The sequence below is a fragment of the Pseudomonas sp. o96-267 genome (assembly GCF_003935465.1).
Lineage (GTDB): Bacteria > Pseudomonadota > Gammaproteobacteria > Pseudomonadales > Pseudomonadaceae > Aquipseudomonas > Aquipseudomonas sediminis.
This window is the reverse complement of record NZ_RHQP01000004.1, coordinates 163683-188878: the sequence shown is the minus strand read 5'-3', so window position 1 is coordinate 188878 and position 25196 is coordinate 163683. Positions and strand designations below refer to the sequence as shown.

The window sequence follows — 25196 nt, the reverse complement described above, 5'->3', positions numbered from 1 at the left end:
AGCATTGGACCGTTTGAGGCGTTTATGGCTGATACCCCAGCAGAATATATCCAGCATCACCTGCAGAACCTGGTCTACGGCGCTCACCCGGATAAGGGCTGGATCATTGCCCAGACCCCGGAAGAGGTTAAAGCAATGGGCTTCTGGGCTGTCCATGTGGACACTCTGGGCTGGTCCCTGTTCATGGGCCTGATCTTCATCACCCTGTTCCGCATTGCCGCCAAGCGCGCTGTTACCGGCGTACCGACCGGTCTGCAGAACATGGCCGAGATGTGCATCGAGTTCGTCCAGGGCATCGTCAAGGACACCTTCCACGGCAAGAACCCGCTGGTTGCGCCGCTGGCCCTGACCATCTTCGTCTGGGTGTTTTTGATGAACAGCCTGAAGTGGATCCCGGTCGACTACATTCCGGGCCTGGCACATGCCATGGGCCTGCCGTACTTCAAGATCGTCCCCACCGCCGACCCTAACGGTACCTTCGGTATCTCCCTGGGCGTGTTCCTGCTGATCATCTTCTACAGCATCAAGGTCAAGGGCATCGGTGGCTTTACCAAGGAACTGTCGTTCACCCCGTTCAATCACTGGGCGCTGATTCCTTTCAACCTGTTCCTGGAAATCATCGGCCTGCTGACCAAGCCGCTGAGCCTGGCCCTGCGTCTGTTCGGCAACATGTATGCCGGTGAAGTGGTGTTTATCCTGATCGCGCTGCTGCCCTTCTACGTTCAGTGGGGTCTCAACGTGCCATGGGCTATCTTCCACATCCTGGTCATTCCGCTGCAGGCGTTCATTTTCATGGTGCTGACCGTGGTTTATCTGAGTGCTGCGCACGAAGATCACCACTGATCAACATCGAAAAACCCGAAAACCCCTAACTCGTAACCTTAACCTCTAAAAACTCTGGAGCTAACTATGGAACTCGTCTACATCGCCGCTGCCATCATGATCGGTCTGGGTGCCCTGGGTACCGGTATCGGCTTCGCCCTGCTGGGCGGCAAGCTGCTGGAATCCACCGCTCGCCAGCCTGAGCTGGGCCCGCAGCTGCAAACCAAGACCTTCCTGATGGCCGGTCTGCTCGACGCCGTTCCGATGATCGGTGTTGGTATCGCGATGTACCTGATCTTCGTTGTCGCGGGTTAAGAGTTCCTGAGTTCGAGGCAGCATGATGAGTGCTGCCTCTTCAGGCTTTTCTTCCCTGAACACGAGATAGCACGAGGTAAATCGCTGTGAACATTAACCTGACCCTGTTCGGTCAAACGATTGCCTTCGCTATTTTCGTCTGGTTCTGCATGAAGTTCGTATGGCCGCCGCTGACGCTGGCCATGCAGGAACGCCAGAAGAAAATCGCAGAAGGTCTGGATGCTGCCGGGCGCGCTGAGCGCGATCTGCAGTTGGCCCAGGAACGCGCTGCCCAGATGCTTCGTGAAACCAAAGAGCAAGCTGCCGAGATTCTCGATCGGGCGAACAAGACCGCCAACGCAATCGTCGAAGAAGCCAAGGCCCAGGCCCGCTCCGAAGGTGAAAAGCTGATCGCTGGCGCCAAAGCCGAAATCGATCTGGAAGTGAACCGTGCCAAGGATCAACTGCGTTCGCAGGTAGCAGCTCTGGCTGTCACCGGCGCCGAGCAGATCCTGCAGTCCTCCGTGGACGGCGCTGCGCACAACGATCTGGTCGCAAAACTGGCCTCTCAACTCTAAGCGAGGCTCGCGATGATCAATACCAACACGCTCGCTCGGCCCTACGCGAAAGCTGCGTTTGAGTTTGCCAGTGCTGCACAGCAGGCCGATGCCTGGCTGAACATGCTGTCGCTGTCCGCGGCCGCGGTTCAAGCGCCGGCCATGGCTCAGCAGTTGGTCAACCCGGCGTTGACCGATGAGCAGAAAGTCAATGTGCTGGCGCAGCTCTGTGCCGGTCACATCGATGCTTCGTTCAGCAACTTCCTGCGCTCGCTGGGCAGCAACGACCGACTGTCGCTGTTGCCGGTAGTACGCGAACAATTCGCTGTGCTGAAGGCTGAAGCCGAACGCGCCCTCGATGTCGAGGTCGAGTCGGCTTTCGAGCTCAGTGCTGAGCAATTGCAAACTCTGGCTGCCGCCCTTTCCAAGCGGCTCGATCGCACCGTCCAGCCCACGCCCGTGGTCAATCCCGCCCTGATCGGCGGTGTTGTCATTCGTGCAGGTGACCTGGTCATCGACGGTTCGGTCCGCGGCAAGCTGAACAAGCTGGCCGAAGCGTTGAAATCCTGATTTGAGGGAACTGGCATGCAGCAATTGAATCCTTCCGAAATTAGCGAAATCATCAAGCAGCGCATTGAGTCGCTTGATGTATCCGCTCAAGCCCGTAATGAAGGCACCATCGTCAGCGTTTCCGACGGTATCGTGCGCATCTACGGCCTCGCCGACGTCATGTACGGTGAGATGATCGAATTCCCTGGTGGCGTGTATGGCATGGCCCTGAACCTGGAGCAAGACTCCGTAGGTGCCGTAGTACTGGGTGGTTACCTGACCCTCGCCGAAGGCATGAGCGCCAAGTGCACCGGTCGCATCCTGGAAGTTCCGGTTGGTCCGGAGCTGCTGGGTCGCGTCGTTGACGCACTGGGCAACCCGATCGATGGCAAAGGCCCGATCAACGCCGCCGCTACTGACGCCGTTGAAAAGGTTGCGCCGGGCGTGATCTGGCGCAAGTCGGTCGACCAGCCGGTGCAGACCGGTTACAAGTCGGTCGATGCCATGATCCCGGTAGGCCGTGGTCAGCGTGAGCTGATCATCGGTGACCGTCAGATCGGTAAGACTGCTCTGGCCGTCGACGCCATCATCAACCAGAAAGACAGCGGCATCCGTTGCGTCTACGTCGCCATTGGTCAGAAGCAATCGACCATTGCCAACGTGGTACGCAAGCTGGAAGAAGCTGGCGCCCTGGCCAATACCATCGTGGTTGCAGCTTCGGCTTCCGAATCCGCTGCCCTGCAGTTCCTCGCGCCGTACTCCGGTTGCACCATGGGTGAATACTTCCGCGACCGCGGTGAAGATGCCTTGATTGTGTACGACGACCTGTCCAAGCAGGCCGTTGCCTACCGTCAGATCTCCCTGCTGCTGCGCCGTCCGCCAGGCCGTGAAGCCTACCCGGGCGACGTGTTCTATCTCCACAGCCGTCTGCTGGAGCGCGCTTCCCGCGTTTCCGAAGAGTACGTCGAGAAGTTCACCAATGGCGCCGTGAAGGGCAAGACCGGTTCCCTGACCGCTCTGCCGATCATCGAAACCCAGGCCGGTGACGTTTCCGCGTTCGTTCCGACCAACGTGATCTCGATCACCGACGGTCAGATCTTCCTGGAATCGGCCATGTTCAACTCGGGTATCCGTCCGGCCGTCAACGCCGGTATCTCGGTATCCCGCGTGGGTGGTGCTGCACAGACCAAGATCATCAAGAAGCTTTCCGGTGGTATCCGTACCGCTCTGGCTCAGTACCGTGAACTGGCAGCATTCGCCCAGTTCGCTTCTGACCTGGACGAAGCCACCCGCAAGCAGCTCGAGCATGGTCAGCGCGTAACCGAGCTGATGAAGCAGAAGCAGTATGCGCCGATGTCCATTGCCGAAATGTCGGTGTCCCTGTACGCAGCCGAGCGTGGCTTCCTGCAGGACGTCGAAGTCGCCAAGATCATCAGCTTCGAGCAGGCCCTGATCGCCTTCTTCAAGCGTGATCACGCCGACCTGATGGCGAAGATCAACGAGAAGGGTGACTTCAACGACGAAATCGACGCTGGCCTGAAAGCCGGTATCGAGAAGTTCAAGGCCACCCAAACCTGGTAACCGCAGCGGGGGCTTCGGCCCCCGCCTGCTTGAACCAAAAGGTGTGAAATGGCAGGCGCAAAAGAGATTCGCAGCAAGATTGCGAGCATCAAAAGCACGCAAAAGATCACCAGCGCCATGGAAAAAGTGGCGGTCAGCAAAATGCGCAAGGCTCAACAGCGCATGGCTGCCGGTCGCCCCTACGCCGAGCGTATTCGTCAGGTGATTGGTCACCTGGCCAAGGCGAACCCGGAATACCGCCACTCGTTCATGGTGGAGCGTGATGTAAAGCGCGTCGGTTATATCGTGGTGACCTCGGACCGTGGTCTGTGTGGTGGCTTGAACATCAACCTGTTCAAGGCGCTGCTCAGAAGCCTGAAGGAATGGCGCGACCAGAAGGTCGAGGCTGATTTCTGCGTGGTGGGCAGCAAGGGCGCGAGCTTCTTCCGCAGCAACGGGGGCAACGTGGTTGCCGCCATCAGCAAGCTGGGTGAAGAGCCGTCCATCAACGACCTGATCGGTAGCGTCAAGGTCGTGCTGGATGCCTACGCCGAGGGCCGTATCGACCGTCTGTATCTGGTGTCGAACAAGTTCGTCAACACCATGACGCAGAAGCCGGAAGTGCAGCAGTTGTTGCCGTTGGCCGCGAGCGATGCGCAAGGCGTACAGAAAGGTCTGTGGGACTACGTGTACGAGCCGGACGCCCAGCAATTGCTGGATGCGCTGCTGGTACGCTACGTCGAGTCGCAGGTCTATCAGTCCGTGGTCGAGAACAGCGCGTGCGAACAGGCTGCGCGGATGATCGCGATGAAGAACGCAACCGACAACGCCGGTGAGCTCATCAAAGACCTGCAGCTGGTTTACAACAAGGCACGTCAGGCAGCGATCACCCAGGAAATTTCGGAAATCGTCGGCGGCGCTGCCGCGGTTTAAGAACGGTTCAAATATTCAGAGGAACCAAAGATGAGTAGCGGACGTATCGTTCAAATCATCGGCGCCGTCATCGACGTGGAATTCCCGCGTGACAAGGTGCCGAGTGTTTATGAAGCGCTGAAAGTAGTTGGCGCCGAAACCACCCTGGAAGTTCAGCAGCAGCTGGGCGACGGTGTGGTACGTACCATTGCGATGGGTTCGACCGAAGGCCTCAAGCGTGGCCTGGACGTCAACAGCTCTGGCAAGGCCATCTCCGTACCGGTCGGTAAAGCGACCCTGGGCCGGATCATGGACGTGCTGGGCAACCCGATCGACGAAGCCGGCCCCATCGGTGAAGAAGAGCAGTGGGAAATCCACCGCCCTGCGCCGAGCTATGCCGAACAGGCTGGCTCCAACGAGCTGCTGGAAACTGGCATCAAGGTTATCGACCTGGTCTGCCCGTTCGCCAAGGGTGGTAAAGTCGGTCTGTTCGGTGGTGCCGGTGTCGGCAAGACCGTGAACATGATGGAACTGATCCGTAACATCGCCATCGAGCACAGCGGTTATTCCGTGTTCGCCGGTGTGGGTGAGCGTACTCGTGAGGGTAACGACTTCTACCACGAGATGAAGGACTCCAACGTTCTCGACAAGGTAGCCCTGGTCTACGGTCAGATGAACGAGCCACCAGGCAACCGTCTGCGCGTAGCACTGACCGGCCTTACCATGGCCGAGAAGTTCCGTGACGAAGGTCGTGACGTTCTGTTGTTCGTCGACAACATCTACCGTTACACCCTCGCCGGTACCGAAGTATCCGCACTGCTCGGCCGTATGCCGTCGGCAGTAGGTTACCAGCCGACCCTGGCCGAGGAGATGGGCGTTCTGCAGGAGCGTATTACCTCCACCAAGAAAGGCTCGATCACCTCGATCCAGGCTGTATACGTACCTGCGGACGACCTGACCGACCCGAGCCCGGCGACCACCTTCGCCCACTTGGACGCCACCGTCGTACTGAGCCGTGACATCGCTTCCCTGGGTATCTACCCGGCCGTTGACCCGCTGGACTCCACCAGCCGTCAGCTGGACCCGAACGTGATCGGTCAGGAGCACTACGAGACCGCTCGTGGCGTTCAGTATGTTCTGCAGCGCTACAAGGAGCTGAAGGACATCATCGCGATCCTGGGTATGGACGAACTGTCCGAAGACGACAAGCAGCTGGTATCGCGTGCTCGTAAGATCCAGCGCTTCCTGTCCCAGCCGTTCTTCGTGGCTGAAGTCTTCACCGGTGCCCCGGGCAAGTACGTGTCCCTGAAGGACACCATTGCCGGCTTCAGCGGCATTCTCAAAGGCGACTACGACCACCTGCCGGAACAAGCGTTCTACATGGTAGGCGGCATCGACGAAGCCATCGAGAAAGCCAAGAAACTGTAAGTAACGGGTGCGCCCTCTAGAGGGCGTCCAGGCCGGAGCGGGCAGCAGCCCGATCCGGCCTCTCAACCGAGGCATTGTTATGGCTATGTCAGTCCACTGCGATATCGTCAGTGCGGAAGAAGAGCTGTTCTCGGGGCTGGTGGAAATGGTCATCGCCCACGGTCACCTCGGTGACCTGGGTATCCTGCCGGGCCACACCCCGCTGCTGACCGATCTCAAGCCGGGTCCGGTGCGAGTGATCAAGCAGGGTGGCACCGAGGAGGTGTTCTACATCTCCGGTGGCTTCCTGGAAGTCCAGCCGAGCATGGTGAAGGTTCTTGCCGACACCGCCGTTCGTGCCGGCGACCTGGATGAGGCCGCTGCCATCGAGGCGCGCAAGGCTGCCGAGAAGGCGCTGAGCGAGAAGGGTACCGAGTTCGACTACGGCAGTGCTTCGGCACGCCTGGCCGAGGCTGCTGCCCAGCTGCGCACCATCGAAGAGATGCGCAAGAAGTTCGGCGGCCGCAGCCGCTGATCGCGTATCGCGGTATCACGCAAAGGGGCGACTTAGGTCGCCCCTTTGCGTTTCTGGCAAAATAGCGCTTTCTTCGCGCGGCTCTCTGGCCGCGGCCAACTCTTGCCCAGCAAGGAGCTTTCTATGAGTCTGGATATCGTCATTCTTGCCGCTGGCCAGGGCACGCGCATGCGTTCGGCGCTGCCCAAGGTGCTGCACCCGGTTGCCGACAAGCCCATGCTCGGGCATGTCATCGACACCGCGCGCAGCCTGCAGCCGCAGAGCATCCAGGTGGTGATCGGGCATGGCGCCGACAAGGTGCGCGAACGGCTGGCCGCCGATGACCTGAATTTCGTCATCCAGGCCGAGCAGCTCGGCACCGGCCATGCCGTGGCCCAGGCCCTGCCGCAGCTAAGCGCCGAGCGCGTGCTGATCCTCTATGGCGATGTGCCGCTGATCGAAACGGCCACCCTGCAGCGCCTGCTGGCCCTGGTCAGCGATGATCAGTTGGGCCTGCTTACCGTCGAGCTTGCTGACCCGACGGGCTATGGCCGTATCGTTCGTGACGCCGATGGCGTGGTGCAGGCCATCGTCGAGCACAAGGACGCCAGCGAAGCGCAGCGGCAGATCCGCGAGGGCAACACCGGCATCCTCGCCGTACCGGGCAAGCGCCTGGCCGACTGGCTGGGCCGCCTGTCCAACAGCAATGCCCAGGGTGAGTACTACCTGACCGACGTGATCGCCATGGCCGTGGCCGATGGCCTAGTGGTGGCCACCGAGCGCGCCGCCGACGAGATGGAAGTGCTGGGTGCCAACGACCGCATCCAGCTGGCTCAGCTCGAGTGCCATTACCAGCAGCGCCTGGCCCGCCGCTTGATGGCCCAAGGCGTCACCCTGCGCGATCCGCATCGCTTCGATGTACGCGGCGAGGTGAGCGTTGGCCGCGACGTGACCATCGACATCAACGTCATCCTCGAAGGCAAGGTGGTGATCGAGGATGATGTACAGATCGGTCCGAACTGCGTGATCAAGGACTCGGTTCTGCGCAGGGGTGCCATCGTCAAGGCCAACAGCCACCTGGAAGGTGCCGAGATGGGCGAGGGCGCCGATTGCGGCCCGTTCGCTCGCCTGCGTCCAGGGACCAAACTGGGTGCCAAGGCCCATGTGGGTAACTTCGTCGAGCTGAAGAATGCCGTGCTGGGCGAGGGCGCCAAGGCCGGCCACCTGAGCTACCTGGGCGATGCCCAGATAGGTGCGCGGACGAATATCGGTGCCGGCACCATCACCTGCAATTACGACGGTGCCAACAAATTCCGCACGGTAATGGGCGAGGACGTCTTCATCGGCTCCAACAGCGCCCTGGTCGCACCGGTAACGCTGGGTGACCGTGCGACCACGGGCGCCGGTTCGGTAGTGACCAGCGATGTGCCGGCAGATACGCTGGCAGTGGGTCGGGCCAAGCAGCGCAATATCGAAGGCTGGAAGCGCCCCACCAAGAAGTGAACCCGATCCAGCCTGGGTGACCAGGCCTGTGGATAACCTGCCGGAGGCAGTCCTGTATGTTCGGTGTGACGGATTACGCCGCCTTCGTGGTGGCCTTCATCATCCTGCTGGCTATTCCTGGCCCAGGTAACCTGGCGCTGATCCTGTCCACCGGCAAAGGCGGGATTCGTGGTGGATTGGCCTCTACCCTGGGGATCATGCTTGGCGATCAGGTACTGCTGTGGTTGGCGGTGGCCGGCGTCGCCGCGTTGCTCAAGGCCTATCCGGCAGCCTTCCATCTGGTGCAGTGGCTTGGCGCCGGCTATCTAGTCTACCTCGGCCTGCGCATGATCCTGGCCAAGCCGGGGGCGGCGCCGACGCTGGACATCAAGCCGCGCCAATACCTGTGGCAAACCCTGGTGATCACCGTCTTCAACCCCAAGGCCATCATCTTCTACATGGCGTTCTTTCCGCTGTTCATCGATCCGCAGCGCCATCAGGGTCTGATTACTTTCGGTTTCATGGCCGTGACCATCATGGCGCTGACCTTTCTCTACGGCCTGCTGATCGTGCTGCTGACGCACTTTCTCGCCGAGCGCATGCGCGCTAACCCTCGTATTGCGCGGGGATTGGAGAAATTGGCGGGGCTGTGTCTGGTTGGCTTCGGGGTCAAGCTGACACTGAACTGACCAGCGGGCGCTTGCGGGCTTTTCGATCATATGTTTTGATTCGCGCCACTATCTTTCGAATCGAAACTTAAAGATGTCGAAGCGCAACACGCCGCAACGTCGCCATACCATCCTCGCCTTGCTCGCCGAGCAGGGCGAAGTGAGCGTGGACGCCCTGGCGCAGCACTTCGCCACCAGCGAAGTGACCATTCGCAAGGACCTCGCTGCCCTGGAAAAGAACGGCCTGCTGCTGCGTCGCTATGGCGGCGCGGTGCCTGTACCGCAGGAGCTGATCAGCGAGCCGACGCAGCCCATTTCTCCCTACAAGCAGGCGATTGCCCGTGCCGGCGTGGCACGCATCCGCGAACACGCACGCATCATCATCGATAGCGGCACCACCACGGCTGCCATGATCCCGCAGCTCGGCCACAAGCCCGGTTTGGTGGTGATGACCAACTCGCTCAACGTGGCCAATGCCCTGCGCGAACTCGAACACGAGCCGGTGCTACTGATGACCGGCGGCACCTGGGATCCGCACTCGGAATCCTTCCAGGGCCAGGTGGCCGAACAGGTGCTGCGTTCCTACGACTTCGACCAACTGTTCATTGGCGCCGACGGCATCGATCTGGAGCGTGGCACCACCACCTTCAACGAGCTGCTCGGTCTATCGCGGGTGATGGCCGAGGTGGCCCGTGAAGTCATCGTCATGGTCGAGAGCGACAAGATTGGCCGGCGCATTCCCAATCTGGAACTGCCCTGGAACAGCCTGCATACCCTGATCACCGACGAGCGCCTGGATGCCCAGGCGGCCGAACAAATACGCGCGCGCGGCATCCAGCTGATCCTCGCGCCGCTGGAAACTTGAGGAGACAACCATGTGTGGAATCGTAGGCGCCATCGCGGAGCGCAATATCACCGCTGTTCTGGTGGAAGGCCTCAAGCGCCTGGAATACCGCGGCTATGACAGCGCCGGTGTGGCGCTGCTGACCGAGCAGGGTGCACTGGATCGCCGCCGCCGCGTTGGCAAGGTCAGCGAACTGCAGGCCGCGCTGCAGGCCGAGCCGTTGGCCGGGCGTCTGGGCATCGCCCACACCCGTTGGGCCACCCACGGTGCGCCGAGCGAGCGCAACGCTCATCCGCATTTTTCTGGTAAAGAGCCCGGGCACGAGCTGGCCGTGGTGCACAACGGCATCATCGAGAACCACGAAGAGCTGCGTGAACGCCTCAAGGGCCTGGGCTATGTCTTCAGTTCCGATACCGACACCGAAACCATCGTCCACCTGCTCGATCACAAGTTGCAGCAGCTCGGCGACCTCAGCGCCGCGCTCAAGGCCGCCATCCCGGAACTGCATGGCGCCTATGGCCTGGCCGTGATCAGTGCCAAGCAGCCGGATCGCCTGCTCGCCGCGCGCAGCGGTAGCCCGCTGGTGATTGGTCTGGGCCTGGGCGAAAACTTCCTCGCCTCCGACCAGTTGGCCCTGCGCCAGGTCACCGACCGTTTCATGTACCTGGAAGAAGGAGATATCGCCGAAATCCGTCGCGACGGCGTGCAGATCTGGGATGCCGCCGGCCAGCCGGTGCAGCGTGAAGCCGTGCAGTACCACGAAGGTGCCGAGGCAGCGGACAAGGGCGAATACCGCCACTTCATGCTCAAGGAGATCCACGAGCAGCCCAAGGTGGTGCAGCGCACCCTGGAAGGTCGCCTGGGCAGCGACCACGTGCTGGTGCAGGCCTTCGGCCCGCAGGCTGCCGAGCTGTTCACCAAGGTGAAGAACGTGCAGATCGTCGCCTGTGGTACCAGCTACCACGCCGGCATGGTCGCCCGTTACTGGCTGGAAGAGCTGGCCGGGATTCCCTGCCAGGTCGAGGTGGCCAGCGAGTTCCGCTACCGCAAGGTGGTGGTGCAGCCCGACACCCTGTTCGTCAGCGTGTCGCAGTCCGGGGAAACCGCCGATACCCTGGCCGCGCTGCGCAACGCCAAGGAGAAGGCGCCGGGGCAGGGCGGCTATCTGGCCAGCCTGGTGATCTGCAACGTCGGCACCAGCTCGCTGGTGCGTGAATCCGACCTGTGCCTGCTGACCCAGGCCGGCCCGGAAATCGGCGTAGCTTCGACCAAGGCCTTTACCACCCAATTGGTCGGCCTGATGCTGCTGACCCTGGCCTTGGGTCAGGTGCACGGCAGCCTGGACAAGGCCCTGGAAGCCGAGCTGGTGGAAGAGCTACGGCGCCTGCCAACCCGCCTGGGCGAAGCCCTGGCCATGGACAAGACGGTGGAGAAAATCTCCGAACTGTTTTCCGAGAAGCACCACAGCCTGTTCCTCGGTCGCGGTGCCCAGTACCCGGTGGCCATGGAAGGGGCGCTCAAACTCAAGGAAATCTCCTATATCCACGCCGAGGCCTACCCGGCCGGCGAGCTCAAGCACGGGCCATTGGCCCTGGTCGACAGCGATATGCCGGTGGTCACAGTAGCGCCGAACAACGAATTGCTGGAGAAGCTCAAGTCCAACCTGCAGGAAGTGCGCGCCCGTGGTGGTGAGCTGATCGTCTTTGCGGACCAGCAGGCCGGTATGCGCAACGGCGAGGGCACCCATGTGGTGAACATGCCGCATATTCACGACCTGCTGGCGCCGATCCTCTACACCATCCCGCTGCAGCTGCTGTCCTATTATGTTGCCGTGCTCAAGGGCACCGACGTCGACCAGCCGCGCAATCTGGCAAAAAGCGTTACGGTGGAGTGAGGGGGCGCTTGTGAAACGTGAAGATATAAGGGCCAGAAGCGCCGCTGGCGTGCAGTTCGATACCCATCTGATGCCCAACCCGGGCAATACCCGGGAGTGGATCGTGCTGTTCAAGAAGGATGCGGGTACCAGCTACTTTCTGATCGACGAGCAGGATGAGGTGGAGTGCTTTGCCGACCTCAATGGTCTGATCGAGGAATTGCGGCAACTCGGCATCAAAGGTGCGGAGATTCATCTGTGAGTCTCTCGCGCCACTTCGTCACCTAGGTGCCCTATGCCGATCCGCTATGCCCGACGCCTGACCGGGCGCAAACGCAGTGTCGTGGCCAACCGTCATCTGGGTTACGCCCTGGCCTTTGTCGCCGGGGCAATCAATGCCGGGGGCTTTCTTGCGGTGCAGCAGTACACCTCGCATATGACAGGGATTGTCTCGGCCATGGCCGACCATATCGCCCTGGGTGCCTATGATCTGGTGCTCGGTGGGCTGGGTGGGGTGTTGTCGTTTGTCCTGGGTGCCATCGCCTCGACCCTGATGGTCAATTACTCCAAGCGCCGCCGCCTGCACAGCGAAAACGCCCTGCCGCTGCTCTGTGAGGCGGCACTGCTGCTGTGCTTCGGTCTGCTTGGCGCCACCCTGGCAACCATCGAGGGGCTGTTCGTGCCCCTGACGGTGATGCTGCTGTGCTTCATCATGGGGCTGCAGAATGCCCTGATCACCAAGTTGTCGCGGGCAGAAATCCGCACCACCCATATCACCGGCATCGTCACCGATATCGGTATCGAACTGGGCAAGCTGCTGTACTGGAACCGCCATGGCGACAGGCACGGTCGGGTCCAGGTCGACCGTCAGCGCCTGCAGGTGTTGAGCCTGCTGGCGCTGTATTTCTTTATGGGTGGGATTGCCGGTGCCTTTGGCTTCAACGGCCTGGGCTATATCGCCACCCTACCGCTGGCGTTGTTGCTGGTAGGCCTGGCTCTGGTGCCAGCGGTGGATGATCTGCGCTCGGGGTGGCGCCGTTTTAGACGCGCCCGGCAGGGTTGAGTCGACCTTGAGAGCGGGTGGACAACTGCGCGTTGTCCACCTTCTTAAGCCTCTGCCGCGCCCTGCTCCTTGATCCCGTAGAACACGCAATACAGCACCGGCAGCACCACCAGCGTCAGCAGGGTGGCGAAGCCCAGGCCGAACATGATCACCACCGCCATGCTCTGGAAGAAGGCATCGGTCAGCAGCGGGCTCATGCCCAGGATGGTGGTCAGGGCGGCCATGGCCACCGGGCGCACGCGGCTGATCGAGGCGTCTTCCACGGCTTGCAGGGCATCCTTGCCGCTGGCCAGCTGCAGCTGGATTTCGTCCACCAGGACGATGCCGTTCTTCACCAGCATACCGCTCAGGCTAAGCAGGCCGAGCAGGGCCATAAAGCCGAAGGGGATGCCGGTCAGCAGAAAGCCCAGGGTCACGCCGATCATCGCCAGGGGCACGGTGAGCCAGATCACGGTGGCGCGCTTGAACGAGTCGAAGAGCAAAATGGTGATCATAAACATCACCAGATAACCCAGCGGCAGGCTACCGAACACTGCACCTTGCGCATCGCGGGAGCTTTCATACTCGCCGCCCCATTCCAGGCTGTAACCCTCGGGCAGGGGGATGGCCTCGATCTGCGGCTTGAGGCGCTGGAACAGCTGGGCTGCGGTTTCGCCGCTGAGCAGGGAAGGATCGGCCTGTACGGTGAGCGTGCGTTTGCGATCCAGACGCATGATCAGCGGGTCTTCCCACTCGGTGTTAAAGCCCAGCAGCACCTGTTCGATGGGCAGGTAGCCGCCCCGGGCGTTGCTCCAGATCTGCAGGTCACTCAGGCTGTCGGCATTCAGCCGCTCGTTGTCCGGGGTGCGCGCGACTATTGGCAGCAGGCGGGTGCCGTCGCGGTACAGGCCGACATTCATGCCGGAGAAGCTCATGCGCAGCAGGTCATCCAGCTCACTCTTGTCCACCCCCAGTTCGCGGGCGCGGGCCTCGGCGAATTGCGGGCGGACCAGCTTGGTGCGCTCATACCAGTCGTGCATCACTGCATTGGCTACCGGGTCCTGGCGCATCAGACGGCTGACCTCGCCTCCCAGGCGGCGCAGTTCGTCGGGGTCGGGGCCGCTGAAGCGCGCCTCGATCTTGCTGTCGTTGCCGGGGCCGAGCATCAGTTGCTTGAACTTGGGCTTGATCTGCGGGTACTGCTCGGCGACATGCAGTTCCAACTGGTTGATCAGCGGCTCGATGCGCTCCAGGTTGTCGGTGCGCACCAGCAGCTGAGCGTAGTTGGGGTACTGCTTCTGCGGTGAGTAGGTGAGGATAAAACGCAGGGCGCCCTGACCGATTGTGCTGCTGACCGTGGTCACCCCTTCCTGCTCCAGTACATGCTGATCCAGTTCGGCCACCAGCTGCTCGGTGTAGCGGATATCAGTGCCCTGGGGTAGCCACAGGTCGATAAAGAACATCGGCGTATTGGACGGCGGAAAGAAGCTCTGGCGCACCTTGCCGAAGCCGGCAATGGCCACCACCAGCAATACCACCAGCATGCCCAGAGTGAGGCTACGGCGGTGCAGGGCGAAGTCGAGCAGGCGCCGGTAGCTGGTGAAGATCACCCCGCCGTAGGGGTCGCCCTGATCCTGGCCGGTCAGGGTCTGGTTATCGCGGAAGAACAGGCTGGCGAAGAACGGCGTCAGGGTGATGGCAGTCACCCAGCTGAGCAGCAGGGAGATCATCAGCACCTGGAACAGCGACAGGCAGAACTCGCCGGTGGAGTCGTCCGACAGGCCGATGGGGGCGAAGGCGATGATGGCGATCAGGGTGGCGCCGAGCAGCGGCAGATTGGTCTGGCGGACGATGCCCCGCGCTGCCTCCAGGGTGCTCTGGCCGCGTTGACGGCCGACCAGAATGCCTTCGACGATAACGATGGCGTTGTCCACCAGCATACCCAGGGCGATCACCAGGGCACCGAGGGAAATGCGCTGCAGCTCGATGCCCAGCAGGCGCATAAAGATAAAGCTGCCGAGCACCGTGAGGGCCAGGATCAGGCCGATCAGCAGGCCGCTGCGCAGGCCCATAAAGATCAGCAGCACGACGATCACGATGGCCACCGAGGCGACGAAGTTGATCACGAAACCCTGCACCGAGGCCTGCACTTCGGCGGCCTGGTCGTAGAACACCTGCAACTGCATACCGGCCGGGCGCTGGGCGTCCAGTTCGGCCAGGCGCGCGTTGATCGTCGCGCCGACATCCACCACGTTGACCTTGGGTGCGAAGGAAACGCCCAGGGTCAGGGCCGGCTGGCCGTTCATGCGGTAGAGGTTGCCCGGTGTTTCGCTAAAGCCGCGGCTGACCTGGGCGATATCGCCGAGAGTGACCTGCTGCGCGCTGCCCGGGTCGCTGATGATCAGGCGCTCCAGCTCGCGCACATCCTGCAGCTCGCCAGTGGGGTGCAGGCGGATCGACTCGCTGCCGACCAGAATGCGCCCGGCGTTGGACACCACGTTCTGCTGGCTGAGCACCTGGGCCAGGCGCTGCGGGGCGATACCCAGGGTGCTCATCTTGCTGCGCGAGATTTCCACCTGCACCTGCTCCTGGCGGGCGCCGGCCAGGCTGACCTTGCCTACGCCAGGCAGCAACACCAGTTCACGGCGCAGGTAGTCGGCGAAGTCGCGCAGCTCCTGGGCGCTGTAGCCTTCGCCGGTGACCAGCAGGAAGAAGCCGAATACATCACTGAAGTCGTCGCGGATCTGCGGCGGGTTGACTCCCGGTGGCAGGCTGGGCTGCAGGTCGTTGATCTTGCGCCGCAATTCGTCCCAGATCTGCGGGATCTGCTCGGCCTTGTACTGGCTGTGCAGCTCCAGGCTGATCTGCGAGAGCCCGGCGCTGGAGATGGAGGTGACCTTCTTGATCGAGGGCAGCTGCTGAATGGCGTTTTCCAGGGGATAGCTGACTTCCTCTTCCACCTGCTGCGGCGAGGCGCCGGGGTAGCTGGTGATGACCATGGCGTTTTTCAGGGTGAAGGAGGGGTCTTCCAGGCGGCCGATGCCGAGAAAGGCCATCAACCCGCCGATGCCCAGCACCAGGGTGACCAGCCAGCTGGTGACGCGGCGCTGGATAAAATAACCGGCGATATCCATTTACAGCCCCCGCTCGCGTACCCAGGGCCGCACTGCCTGGCCTTCCTCCAGTTCGGCGCCACCGACGGCGACGATCTGCTCGCCGGGCTCGATGCCGCTGAGCACTTCGATACCGTTACGGGTCAGCTGGCCGACTTCGACCTGGCGCGCGGTGAGGCGCAACGTGCCGTCCTGCTCGCGCGCCACCCATACCTGCTTGACTTCGGCGGCGACGCTATCCGGGCTGAATACCGCCTCCACCGGCACCAGCAGGCGATTGTCCGGGTTGCGGCTGATTTTGGCGAAATCGATCTTGACCGTGGCGCTCATGCCCGGCAGCAGGTTGAGCTCCTCGGGGCGAGGCATGGACAGGGTGACCTGATAGGTCAGGGTCTTGGGGTCTGGCTGGGTGCTGTGTTCCTTGTACACCGCCTCGAATTCGCGATCCGGCAGGCTGTCGAGAATCACGCTGGGGTGATAGCCCACGCTGTCTTCACGACTGCGCAGGTTGGTCAGCAGGTTTTCCGGCATCTGGAACAGCACATCCAGGCTGTCGCCGCTCTGCAAGGTGACGATAGGTTGCTTGGCCTGCACCACCTGGAAGTTATCCACATGGGTGTTGGCCGCTACACCGTCGAAGGGTGCGAGGATGCGGGTGTAGTCCAGCTCCTGACGAGCCAGGCTCAGGGCAGCGCTGGCCGAGTCGAGGGCGGCCTTGCGCTGGTCATATTCGGAGCGGGAAATCATCTGCCGCTCAAGCAGTTGAGCAATGCGCTTGAACTGGGCGTTGGCCAGGTCGAAGCTGGCCTGGCGATCACGTACCCGCAGACGCTGGTCGGTGTCTTCGATGCTGGCAATCAGCTGGCCGCGCTTGACCGGCTGGCCCTGCCGCACCTCCAGCGTCTTCAGCTGGCCGCCGATGCGAAAGGACAGCTCGGCTTCCTCGGTGGCCTTGAGGCGGGCGGGGAATTCGCGCAGGCGCTCGCTGGCGGGGTCTTCCACGGTAAACAGCTTGACCAGGCGCGGTGCCTGTTCCTGGGGGGCGGGTGCCTGGTCGCAGCCGACCAGTAGCAGGCTGGCCGGTAGGCACAGACAGAGGAGGGGGCGTAGGTTCAAGATGACTATCCCTGATAACGACACAATAGAAGGTCGCACCCAATCGAGTGCGTATGGCCGAGAGTTTAGGGGGTAATTGCTGCGATCTCCATGGGTTCGGCGACGCCAAGATGACCACCGCCCTGCTGGATCGGCTGACCCACCACTGCCACATCGTCGAAACCGGTAACGAGTCCTATCGCCTGCAACACAGTAGCTTGGCGGCCCAGGCCAAGATCAAATCACGGGAGCGAAAGCGTAAGGGCGGCCAGGAACCGGAGGACGATGAGTCGTTCTGATTTCATGGTGACGACGGCCTGCTGCATGGCTGCATGTGGCAGGTCTTCAACAGCTGAACTGGGACAGCGAGGGAGTGGGTTCAAAAGCAGCTGCGCTGGTAGACTTATCCACAGTTGCTGGTAACAAAATCAGCAATCCGCCCTGGGTCAAATTTCAATCGGCAGGGTGGGTCAATTTTCCATCAGCGCCAACAGTACAAGTATGTCGAGCAGATTCACTGCGGCGATATCATGGCTGGTTGAGCATCGGTCGCAGTGGAATGACTGGCTAGGGTTAGGCCACCAGCCGCAGTTGCGGGGCAAGGGCAAGGTAGTCTTGGGGCATGGTTGATAGGATTGCGGCGACTTTCTCTCGCGGTAGCTGGTCAGCGAGCAGCGCTTCAAGTTTGCCGAGCCGCTCCAGGACGGCGTGGGTACGATCCCATTGAGTACTGAACCGCTTGGCCGTCATCTTCTGCTCGACAAGTACCAGATAACGGCTGCGATCGTAGGTATAGCGCATGGTGACCTTGCTCGACGATCCGTCTTCATCTTGCTCCGAGAAGACCAGCTCGAACACCAGCCCCTGCGATGTCTTTCGCGCCGAGGACTCGACGTAGTCATCTTCGAAGAGATTGTCGATAAGTTCGCTGGGCTGAACGCCACGGGTTACGTGGAGAGTCGAGAGCTCATCAACCAGTATTCTGATGGATTCTAGACTCATTTCAGCATTCTCCTTAATTCATCGATGATCACTACCACGTACTCAATCGACTTGGTCAGTGAGCTGTTGTCACGGTCAGCAACCCTACCGAATTTCTTCACCAGCTTGGTGTAGATAAAGCTCACCAGTATACCGTCGTTAGGCATGTTGGGTTTCGCCATCGGTAGGTGGTTTTTGAATATCGGATAAAGGGTAGAAGCTTTTTCTTCGATTTGCAGATCGCTGAGCAATGTTGCGACCTCGTCCTGAGCCTTCTTGGTAAGGATCTCGCGGAGTTGCTTACGCGCGATTTCAGGCCGCTTCTCCACGAGGTTGGGGTCTATGATCTGAGCTGCTTTCTTTGTCTCAGCACTCAGGAAGACGTTCTTGAGCTGTGCAAGAACATCCGCGTCATAGCCCTCAATCCCCGGAAGCGCCTGGACCTTCTGCGTTGCGATGGACTCGACTTCGGCCCGTTTCTCCGAAAATATCTTGTTGAAGTCCAGATCTCCAAGGTAGGAGTCACGGTCACTCACAAATGCTTCGGAGCTGGAAACACCACCCAGGTTCTGCTCTTTGCGCGTGTAGTCCTCGTCCGTGATTGTGTAGTCGCGGGTGCGCTGGTGTTTGGCCCGATCAACCTCAGTCTGGAAGGCAGTCCACATCGAATCCAAGCCGGTCTCCTGGTGATAGATCACCACGGCGTTGTTATCGATCTCAAAAGCCGTGATCTCGTCGGCTGGGATCGCCCGCAAAACCCTGCCCACAATTTGTGCGAAGGCATTTTCGCTTCGGTAGGGACGGAAGAGGGCCAGAACAGTGAGGTAACGATGGTCGTAGCCTTCCATCAACATGTTCACGGAGATAACGACATCGCACTGGTGGTTATCGATTACCCGGAATGCCGCATCGATATCTGCTAACTCCATGTCGCTGTGCACTACAGCTGCAGTCAGGTTCTTGGATTGATACCAGGTGCGCAGGTCCTCGGCGTGGGTGATGCTGCAACCGACAGCGAGAATCTTGTGTGGCACGTCCGGAGAGGTTTTCCGGAGCTCATCCAGTTTCTGAATGCTTAGGTTGATTACGTCCATTGAGCATTCTGGAGACAAGGCTACGCTGCGCTCTACCCACTCTCGGTCCTTGAATTCGAGGACTTGCTCTTTGGAGAGCCGAACACCTGGCTGCTCGGTGACGGTGAAGTAAAGCTCATGAGCATTTACGGTCTCTTTCCTCAGCCACTTAACATACCGATCACGCATCACCTCGGAGAGAGGCGTCTTATGGATCAGTTTTCCTGGCACTTCTTGGTTGTCGCCGCGGAACGGCGTACCAGTCACAAAGATCTTCTTAGCCTTGGAAAAGTGGGCCAGGGTCTTTTGCCAGCTACGTGCCGGCGCATGGTGCCCCTCATCAATGATGATGAGGTCGAAGAAGTCGGACGGCACCCGCTTCGTCAGTGACTGTCCGCGCTCGTTGTATACCTGCTGGATGTTCGAATAGACGAAGTGGGCTTGCTCAAGGCTGGCCTGATGGGTATCAGACGTAAATTCGCATGTGACCGGCAGATCCTCGGCACTGAAAATCACATCGAAATTGATCCAGAAGTTGTCTTCTAGCAGCTCCTGTGTCCGTCGAATGCTCTGCTTGGTGACCAGGCCTGGTGTAATGATCAACACACGTCCCTTTGCCAGGCCGAAAGGTACGATGGAGATCAGCCCGCTTTTGCCCGTCCCTGTCGGCAGGACGATTAGTGCATCCTCGTTGGAGTTCTCGAAATGCTCCTGCGCCTTGATATAGGCCTCGATCTGGGGGCTACGCAGCTTTTTATTGCCAAGGATATTGGCTGCCGTTTCGGTGAAATAATTCATAGACAGTCGAGATTCCTATCGGCGACGCGCGCCAAGGTGCCTGCTCGCTGGACAAGCACTCGGCGACGGGGACAGAGGTAGTTGAGGTGCGGCGGACGTGGCATTGAAATATCCGTATTTCGGGCTGGGCATCACGAGATTCTGATGATGGTCGAGCGTGTGCACTACGACTGATTGTAGCCTAGTGACATCACGCTTTGGCGCCTGACTTTCTTGAGAATACCCACACGCCATCGTGTGCGTGGACAATTCAATGCTGAGCTTTGTAGCCAACGACAAGGTTCATCGCCACTAGGATGTCCAAGGGGTGGTCAGTGATGGCACCCCTGAGCCGTCTCAGGGTTCTGGCACCCGCTGACTACCATCATGATGGGCCCCATATCTGGATCACCAAGCCCACGCGGTACTCCCTTAAGCCAATTCAATGGACGGTATCTCGATCCAGCGGCAGTGGGCTGCGATCCTTGTTTATGGCACGCGGCATGTGTGTAGGGCACGTGTGAGGCGGGGGCTGGCTGTGTCAAACTTTATTCTTGGCTGCGGTGGGGCTTTTTGGGCGGGCGCGTTAGGCTGTGTCAAACTATGTTTCGGTTGTTGTGGCAGGCCCTAGCGCTGAAGCTAGCGGATTTTGCGGCCCTCTATGTCAAACTATATTCTGGGTATCCACCGTCCATCTGGACGGGCTTTTGCGTTTCCATCACGCCGAAATCCTGCTCAGGTGCAGCTCTTCGGGGCGCAGCGTAAGGACGCGAACGCCGTCTCGGGTGACCGCCACGGTATGTTCGAATTGCGCCGAGAGCTGGCCGTCGCGGGTCACCACCGTCCAGCCGTCGCGCAGCGTACGCACGTCCGCCGTTCCCCGGTTGAGCATGGGTTCGATGGTGAAGGTCATGCCTTCGCGCAGGGTCAGGCCGGTGCCGGCTTTGCCCCAGTGCAGTACTTCGGGTGGCTCGTGCATTTCCCGGCCGATGCCGTGGCCGCAATACTCCCTGACCACCGAGTAGCGATGGGCGCGGGCATGGCGTTCGATGGCATGACCGATATCGCCGAGGCGGGCGCCGGGTCTGACGGCTTCGATGCCCTTGCACATCGCCTCATAGGTGACTTCGGCCAGCTGACGAGCCTGGTCCGACACCTTGCCGATCAGGTAGGTCTTGCTCGAATCGGCGATATAGCCGTTCTTCTCCAGGGTGATATCGAAATTCACCAGATCGCCATCGCGCAGGATATCGTCGGCGCTGGGGACTCCATGGCACACCACCTCGTTGCGTGACGTGTTCATGGCGTAGGCGAAACCATACTGGCCCTTGCTCGCCGGGCGCGCCTTGAGTTCACCCACGATGTAGTTATCCACAAGGTCGTTGACCTGCAGGGTCGACATGCCGAGCAGATCCAGGCGATCCAGGTAGCCGAACACGGACGCCAGCAACCTGCCGGATTCCGCCATCAGGGCGATCTGTTGCGGTGTCTTGCTCATGAGGCATCCGCCATTCTTGGCGGAACCACCACGCCGGCTGCACGCATCTCGGCGGACATCAGCTCATTGAAGCTCAGCGTCGGGTTCATCTCGCAGAGCATGCCGATGCGAATCCAGAAACCCGCCTGTGCATTGATCGAACGGCCCGAGACGCTGCTCGCCCGGCGGATTTGGTCATGCAGCTCGTCATCGATGTTGACGATGCCCATGGATACCTCCTTATATATGATTCGTATATGAAGCATATATAACTATGGGACTGATTTCACTCACCGATCATCAGTGAGCAAGGCGTGCTCACCTCATCCTTTACACTATGAGCCGTATCCGCTGCCGTATGCAGGCAGTGGGATCATCTGAGTCACGCTGGAACAGGAGAGAGGATGAAGCGCGCGGATGTGAAACGCAGAACGAGCGAGGGGGTTGTGTTCGATACCCAGGTCATGGTCAATCCGGCCAATACCGCTGAGTGGATCGTATTTTTCAAGAAAGGCGCAGGGCGTAGCTTCTTTCTGGTTGATGAGGCCGAGCAGGTCGAGACCTTTGCCAGCCTGGATGAGTTGATGCCGGAGCTGCGGGCTCTGGGTATCAAGCGGGTCGAGGTGCAGCTCTGAGGGTGAGTTGCTAACAGTTGCCGTGGATCATCTTGTGGATATCCTTGTGATACCAGGCTGAAGCCCAGATAAACCGGGCTAATCAGCCTGTTGTTCAAAAACTGATCCTTGTCGCATCGTTATTCACAATAGCTCTGGATAAACTTCGGCCTATCTTGTTGATAAGTTATCAGGCGTCAGCTATCACGGGGCTTTCAGCGCTTTGCGCAGTTTCTCGCCAGATGACGGATGGCTCAGTCGTTGCCAGGGCGATAAAGATGGCGATGCGCCGAGTCATATAACGCTGACTCGGCAAAGACACCCGGATCGAGCACTCGCCCGACCAGAATCAGTGCCGTGCGGCGAAAGCCCTTGGCTGCGACCTTGGTCTCGATATCGGCGAGGGTGCCGAGCACCCAGTCCTGATTCGGCCAACTGGCCCTGTGGATAACCGCGATGGGGCAGTCGGCGCCGTAGTGCGGCAGCAGTTCGCCGACTATGGCCGGCAGCTGGCGCACGCCGAGGTGGATGGCCATGGTTGCGCGGTGCCGCGCCAGATCCTGCAGTTGCTCGCCCTCGGGCATCGGCGAAGTGGTGCCGTAGCGGGTGAGAATTACGGTCTGGGCGATGCCCGGCAGGGTCAGCTCGCTTTCCAGCAAGGCCGCGCAGGCGGCGGTGGCCGTGACGCCGGGGATGATCTCGAAAGGGATGCCCAGAGCACGCAGCTCGCGAATCTGCTCGCCGATAGCGCCGTACAGCGAAGGGTCGCCGGAGTGCACGCGGGCCACATCCTCGCCGCGCTCATGGGCCTGGCTCAGCAGCGTAATGATCTCACTCAGGTGCAGCTCGGCCGTGTTGATTACCTGCTCCGCGTTGTGGCCGTGCAGGACTGCTGCGGGCACCAGCGAGCCGGCATAGAGGATCACCGGGCACGAACGAATCAGGCGCTGGCCCTTGACGGTAATCAGCTCGGGATCGCCGGGGCCGGCGCCGATAAAGTAGACGGTCATGAGGTGTGCCTTGTCAGGGGGGAGTTTGCGCTGTTCATGGTTGGCGCATCAGAATTTTGGCCGTGATGATGGCGGGCTCGTTTTCATAGCCGCGCTTGGCGAGGGCGATCACTTTGTTGCGGATATCTTCCGGTGACCAGAACAGCCAGCCGTTTCGCGAGAACAACTCCTTGATTTCAGCATTCCTGGATTGATAGACCTTACCGGCAGCGAGTCCCAGAACTATTTCGGTAGTACTGTCACCCATTCCACAATCGATAAGATCCTGTCTGAGTCGTTGGAAAACGATCGACCTGTAATTTTCGCAAGTAAACAGCTTGTATTTGCCTTCGGGAATGTCATGGATTTCGCTAAGACATGACAGTCGGACACCGGGAGAGTCGAGGAAGGATTTTGCTTCAAAGGCGAGAAGTCTATTTTCGCTGGGCTTGTAAGCGAGAAGGTCGATTTCCGGGCGTGGAATGGAATGTTTACCCACCTGCCTTTTTTCTTCCTTGGTCAGGTTGACCTTGAACGACTGTCGAACCCAATACCCTTCACCTTCAAGCAAAGTCTTAATAACGCTTTCGAAGTAATCCAAGGCTGTATGCTCAAACTATTGAAGTCCTGCCAACGCACAGGTGGCGTTGGCTGTGCGGGTTTTCTCGCCCAGCAGGCGAGCTGCCTTGCCCAGTTGCGTGGCCAGAGCCAGGGCGCAGGGTTCAGCCACAGCGGGGCTGCCTGTTACGGATCGGATGAGGGCACTGTCGGCATTTTCCGGCTGGTAGAGGGTGAGTGCTTCGGGGGGGAAGAACGTCAGCTCCAGATTCAAGTGGATTGCCAGTTGATGCAGCCCCGGCTCGTCGCGTTTGTGGGCGATGCTGGCCAGTCCAACGAGGTTATCCACAGTCAACTCATGCTGGGCCAGGCTGTGGATGAGCAGGGCGAGCAGGTCTTGCTGGGGGCAGTCGCGCCTGCAACCAAGCCCAGCCACCACCATGGGCGAGGCGTCAGGGCTGGGATTCAAGGGGCTAGGCATCATCAAGGGCGCTCGTGCTGTGCAGCGGCGTAGCTCAACATGGCGCATCCCACCGGTCAACCGCGATTGACCGGCCGCCGCGGCCTGCGTAGCCTTCTCGCTTTCGAGGTTCTTCCCGGTACGGCGCCGGGGAGCTAAGAGGGAACAGGGTCGATGCCCTGGCTGCCCCCGCAACTGTGAACGGTCTTAAACCCTTCGTACACCACTGCCGTCAGGCGGGAAGGTGAAGGGCGCGCAATGCGCAGACCGTGAGCCAGGAGACCTGCCTCGACTGACCAGCCATTTGCTCGGACGGGGTGATCCGACGGGGCCAGCACGCACCTGCGTGCCCGCCTGCGCGTACCCGTCCGCCGAACTTACCGACGCCACGGGGCCATTCATGAAAACCCTCGCCAAACTGCCTGTCACCATCGTCACCGGTTTTCTCGGTGCTGGTAAAACCACCCTGCTGCGCCATCTGCTGGCTAACGCCGGCGGCCGCCGTATCGCGGTGATCGTCAACGAGTTCGGTGAGCTGGGGATCGACGGCGAGATTCTCAAGCAGTGCTCCATCGGTTGCAGCGAGGAGGAGGCCAACGGCCGCGTCTTCGAACTGGCCAACGGCTGCCTGTGCTGCACGGTGCAGGAAGAGTTCTTCCCGGTGATGCGTGAGCTGGTGGCGCGCCGTGGCGACCTTGACCATATCCTTATCGAGACCAGCGGCCTGGCGCTGCCCAAGCCGCTGGTGCAGGCCTTCAACTGGCCGGAAATCCGCAACGCCTGCACCGTCGATGCGGTGATTACCGTGGTCGACAGCCCGGCGGTGCTCGCCGGCACCTTCGCCGCCTTCCCGGATCAGGTGGACGAGCAGCGCAAGCTCGACCCCAACCTCGATCATGAATCGCCGCTGCACGAGCTGTTCGCCGACCAGTTGGCCAGCGCCGACCTGGTGATCCTCAACAAGGCCGATTTGCTCGACGCCGAGGCGCTGGCCGCGGTGCGCGCCGAGGTGGCCGAGGAGCTGCCGCCGGCAGTCAAGGTGATCGAGGCGCACGGCGGCGAGCTGCCGCTGGATGTGCTGCTGGGCCTGAACAGCGAAACCGAGCTGCATATCGACAGCCGCCGCACCCATCACGATGATGAAGACGAAGACCACGATCACGAGGAATTCGACTCGTTCCACGTGGAACTACCGGAAGCCGAGGAGGCGCGTCTGCTGGCCGCACTGAAGGATGCGGTGGCCAAGTACGGCATCCTGCGGGTGAAAGGTTTCGCTGCCATCCCTGGCAAGCCGATGCGTCTGCTGGTGCAAGGTGGCGGTCAGCGTTTCGATCGCCACTTCGACCGCGCCTGGCAAGCCGACGAGCCGCGAGTGAGCCGCCTGGTAGTGATCGGCCAGCAGCTCGACCGCGCGGCTATAGAAGCCGAGCTGCAAGCAGCGCTGGCCTGAGTGATTGTGGGAGGGGCTTTAGCCGCGATCCAATTCGCGGATAGTCGCGGCTAAAGCCCCTCCCACGATTCGCGCCTTCCTCGGA

Annotated in this window: 25 protein-coding genes, 1 pseudogene and 1 riboswitch; of the genes and pseudogenes, 17 read left to right on the top strand and 9 right to left on the bottom strand. The window is 60.6% G+C overall.

Annotated elements, in window-relative coordinates:
• The first annotated feature begins 24 nt into the window (after positions 1-24).
• The 14 genes from atpB to EGJ86_RS04260 all read left to right on the top strand — a co-directional run bounded on the left by atpB (position 25) and on the right by EGJ86_RS04260 (position 12545).
• Positions 25-843: a F0F1 ATP synthase subunit A gene (gene atpB / locus EGJ86_RS04325; protein ID WP_059391032.1), complete on the top strand. Its 819-nt coding sequence runs from the start codon at positions 25-27 to the stop codon at positions 841-843.
• Positions 844-897: 54 nt separating this feature from the next.
• Complete coding sequence (gene atpE / locus EGJ86_RS04320; RefSeq protein ID WP_224490516.1) at positions 898-1137, top strand: F0F1 ATP synthase subunit C; 240 nt, start codon at positions 898-900, stop codon at positions 1135-1137.
• 86 nt (positions 1138-1223) lie between these two features.
• A complete protein-coding gene (locus tag EGJ86_RS04315) occupies positions 1224-1694 on the top strand; it encodes a F0F1 ATP synthase subunit B (RefSeq protein WP_072425161.1) in 471 nt (156 codons plus the stop codon).
• Positions 1695-1706: 12 nt separating this feature from the next.
• Positions 1707-2243 (top strand): F0F1 ATP synthase subunit delta, encoded by a 537-nt coding sequence (locus EGJ86_RS04310; protein ID WP_074677173.1) that lies wholly within the window; start codon positions 1707-1709, stop codon positions 2241-2243.
• Positions 2244-2258: 15 nt separating this feature from the next.
• Complete coding sequence (gene atpA, locus EGJ86_RS04305) at positions 2259-3803, top strand: F0F1 ATP synthase subunit alpha (RefSeq protein WP_021487437.1); 1545 nt, start codon at positions 2259-2261, stop codon at positions 3801-3803.
• 48 nt (positions 3804-3851) lie between these two features.
• On the top strand, positions 3852-4715 hold the full coding sequence (atpG, locus tag EGJ86_RS04300) for a F0F1 ATP synthase subunit gamma (protein WP_072425164.1): 864 nt from the start codon (positions 3852-3854) through the stop codon (positions 4713-4715).
• Positions 4716-4745: 30 nt separating this feature from the next.
• A complete protein-coding gene (gene atpD, locus EGJ86_RS04295; RefSeq protein WP_064493638.1) occupies positions 4746-6122 on the top strand; it encodes a F0F1 ATP synthase subunit beta in 1377 nt (458 codons plus the stop codon).
• Between the two features lie 79 nt (positions 6123-6201).
• Positions 6202-6636, top strand: coding sequence for a F0F1 ATP synthase subunit epsilon (locus EGJ86_RS04290; protein ID WP_017676260.1), 435 nt, complete (start codon positions 6202-6204; stop codon positions 6634-6636).
• A 123-nt stretch (positions 6637-6759) separates the two neighbouring features.
• A complete protein-coding gene (glmU, locus tag EGJ86_RS04285) occupies positions 6760-8118 on the top strand; it encodes a bifunctional UDP-N-acetylglucosamine diphosphorylase/glucosamine-1-phosphate N-acetyltransferase GlmU (protein WP_125834185.1) in 1359 nt (452 codons plus the stop codon).
• A 56-nt stretch (positions 8119-8174) separates the two neighbouring features.
• On the top strand, positions 8175-8786 hold the full coding sequence (locus EGJ86_RS04280) for a LysE family transporter (protein ID WP_125834184.1): 612 nt from the start codon (positions 8175-8177) through the stop codon (positions 8784-8786).
• 73 nt (positions 8787-8859) lie between these two features.
• Complete coding sequence (locus EGJ86_RS04275) at positions 8860-9630, top strand: DeoR/GlpR family DNA-binding transcription regulator (protein ID WP_045733556.1); 771 nt, start codon at positions 8860-8862, stop codon at positions 9628-9630.
• 10 nt (positions 9631-9640) lie between these two features.
• Positions 9641-11503: a glutamine--fructose-6-phosphate transaminase (isomerizing) gene (gene glmS, locus EGJ86_RS04270; protein WP_125834183.1), complete on the top strand. Its 1863-nt coding sequence runs from the start codon at positions 9641-9643 to the stop codon at positions 11501-11503.
• 10 nt (positions 11504-11513) lie between these two features.
• A complete protein-coding gene (locus tag EGJ86_RS04265; protein WP_055986069.1) occupies positions 11514-11744 on the top strand; it encodes a hypothetical protein in 231 nt (76 codons plus the stop codon).
• A 33-nt stretch (positions 11745-11777) separates the two neighbouring features.
• The gene (locus tag EGJ86_RS04260) at positions 11778-12545 is read left to right on the top strand and encodes a YoaK family protein (RefSeq protein WP_055986072.1); all 768 of its coding nucleotides are present in this window, start codon (positions 11778-11780) and stop codon (positions 12543-12545) included.
• A gap of 44 nt (positions 12546-12589) precedes the next feature.
• On the opposite strand, the gene EGJ86_RS04255 is transcribed toward EGJ86_RS04260, so the two are convergent.
• Both EGJ86_RS04255 and EGJ86_RS04250 read right to left on the bottom strand, forming a co-directional pair.
• Positions 12590-15658, bottom strand: a complete 3069-nt coding sequence (locus EGJ86_RS04255; RefSeq protein ID WP_055986075.1) for an efflux RND transporter permease subunit — start codon at positions 15656-15658, stop codon at positions 12590-12592.
• Entirely contained in the window at positions 15659-16753 is a 1095-nt protein-coding gene (locus EGJ86_RS04250) for an efflux RND transporter periplasmic adaptor subunit (RefSeq protein ID WP_055986078.1), read from the bottom strand. It abuts the gene before it with no gap.
• Between the two features lie 95 nt (positions 16754-16848).
• Here EGJ86_RS04250 and EGJ86_RS04245 point away from each other — a divergent pair.
• Positions 16849-17031 (top strand): annotated as a pseudogene (locus EGJ86_RS04245) (ATP-binding protein); the annotation flags it as partial.
• Positions 17032-17305: 274 nt separating this feature from the next.
• Here the strand turns inward: EGJ86_RS04245 and EGJ86_RS04240 are convergent.
• The 4 genes from EGJ86_RS04240 to EGJ86_RS04225 all read right to left on the bottom strand — a co-directional run bounded on the left by EGJ86_RS04240 (position 17306) and on the right by EGJ86_RS04225 (position 21270).
• Complete coding sequence (locus EGJ86_RS04240) at positions 17306-17734, bottom strand: hypothetical protein (RefSeq protein WP_055986080.1); 429 nt, start codon at positions 17732-17734, stop codon at positions 17306-17308.
• Entirely contained in the window at positions 17731-19584 is a 1854-nt protein-coding gene (locus EGJ86_RS04235) for a DEAD/DEAH box helicase (protein WP_090335907.1), read from the bottom strand. Before EGJ86_RS04235 ends, EGJ86_RS04240 begins: the two co-directional genes overlap by 4 nt.
• Before the next feature lie 697 nt (positions 19585-20281).
• Complete coding sequence (gene map, locus EGJ86_RS04230) at positions 20282-21061, bottom strand: type I methionyl aminopeptidase (protein ID WP_090335906.1); 780 nt, start codon at positions 21059-21061, stop codon at positions 20282-20284.
• Positions 21058-21270 carry a ParD-like family protein gene (locus EGJ86_RS04225; protein WP_090335904.1) on the bottom strand — a complete coding sequence of 71 codons (213 nt, stop codon included), beginning with the start codon at positions 21268-21270 and terminating at the stop codon, positions 21058-21060. The genes map and EGJ86_RS04225 overlap by 4 nt, the downstream gene beginning before the upstream one ends.
• A 174-nt stretch (positions 21271-21444) precedes the next feature.
• On the opposite strand from EGJ86_RS04225, the gene EGJ86_RS04220 reads away from it, so the two are divergent.
• Positions 21445-21675 (top strand): hypothetical protein, encoded by a 231-nt coding sequence (locus tag EGJ86_RS04220; protein WP_074677152.1) that lies wholly within the window; start codon positions 21445-21447, stop codon positions 21673-21675.
• A gap of 233 nt (positions 21676-21908) precedes the next feature.
• On the opposite strand, the gene cobM is transcribed toward EGJ86_RS04220, so the two are convergent.
• The 3 genes from cobM to EGJ86_RS04205 are packed head-to-tail and all read right to left on the bottom strand — an operon-like array spanning position 21909 to position 23685.
• A complete protein-coding gene (gene cobM, locus EGJ86_RS04215; protein ID WP_090335903.1) occupies positions 21909-22664 on the bottom strand; it encodes a precorrin-4 C(11)-methyltransferase in 756 nt (251 codons plus the stop codon).
• A gap of 34 nt (positions 22665-22698) precedes the next feature.
• Positions 22699-23244, bottom strand: a complete 546-nt coding sequence (locus EGJ86_RS04210) for a hypothetical protein (RefSeq protein WP_092379012.1) — start codon at positions 23242-23244, stop codon at positions 22699-22701.
• Between the two features lie 15 nt (positions 23245-23259).
• Entirely contained in the window at positions 23260-23685 is a 426-nt protein-coding gene (locus EGJ86_RS04205; protein ID WP_092379009.1) for a cobalamin biosynthesis protein, read from the bottom strand.
• Between the two features lie 86 nt (positions 23686-23771).
• Positions 23772-23967, top strand: a riboswitch (cobalamin riboswitch).
• A 94-nt stretch (positions 23968-24061) separates the two neighbouring features.
• Between EGJ86_RS04205 and cobW the strand changes: the two genes are divergently transcribed.
• Positions 24062-25111, top strand: coding sequence for a cobalamin biosynthesis protein CobW (gene cobW / locus EGJ86_RS04200; RefSeq protein WP_125834182.1), 1050 nt, complete (start codon positions 24062-24064; stop codon positions 25109-25111).
• Positions 25112-25196 lie beyond the last annotated feature (85 nt).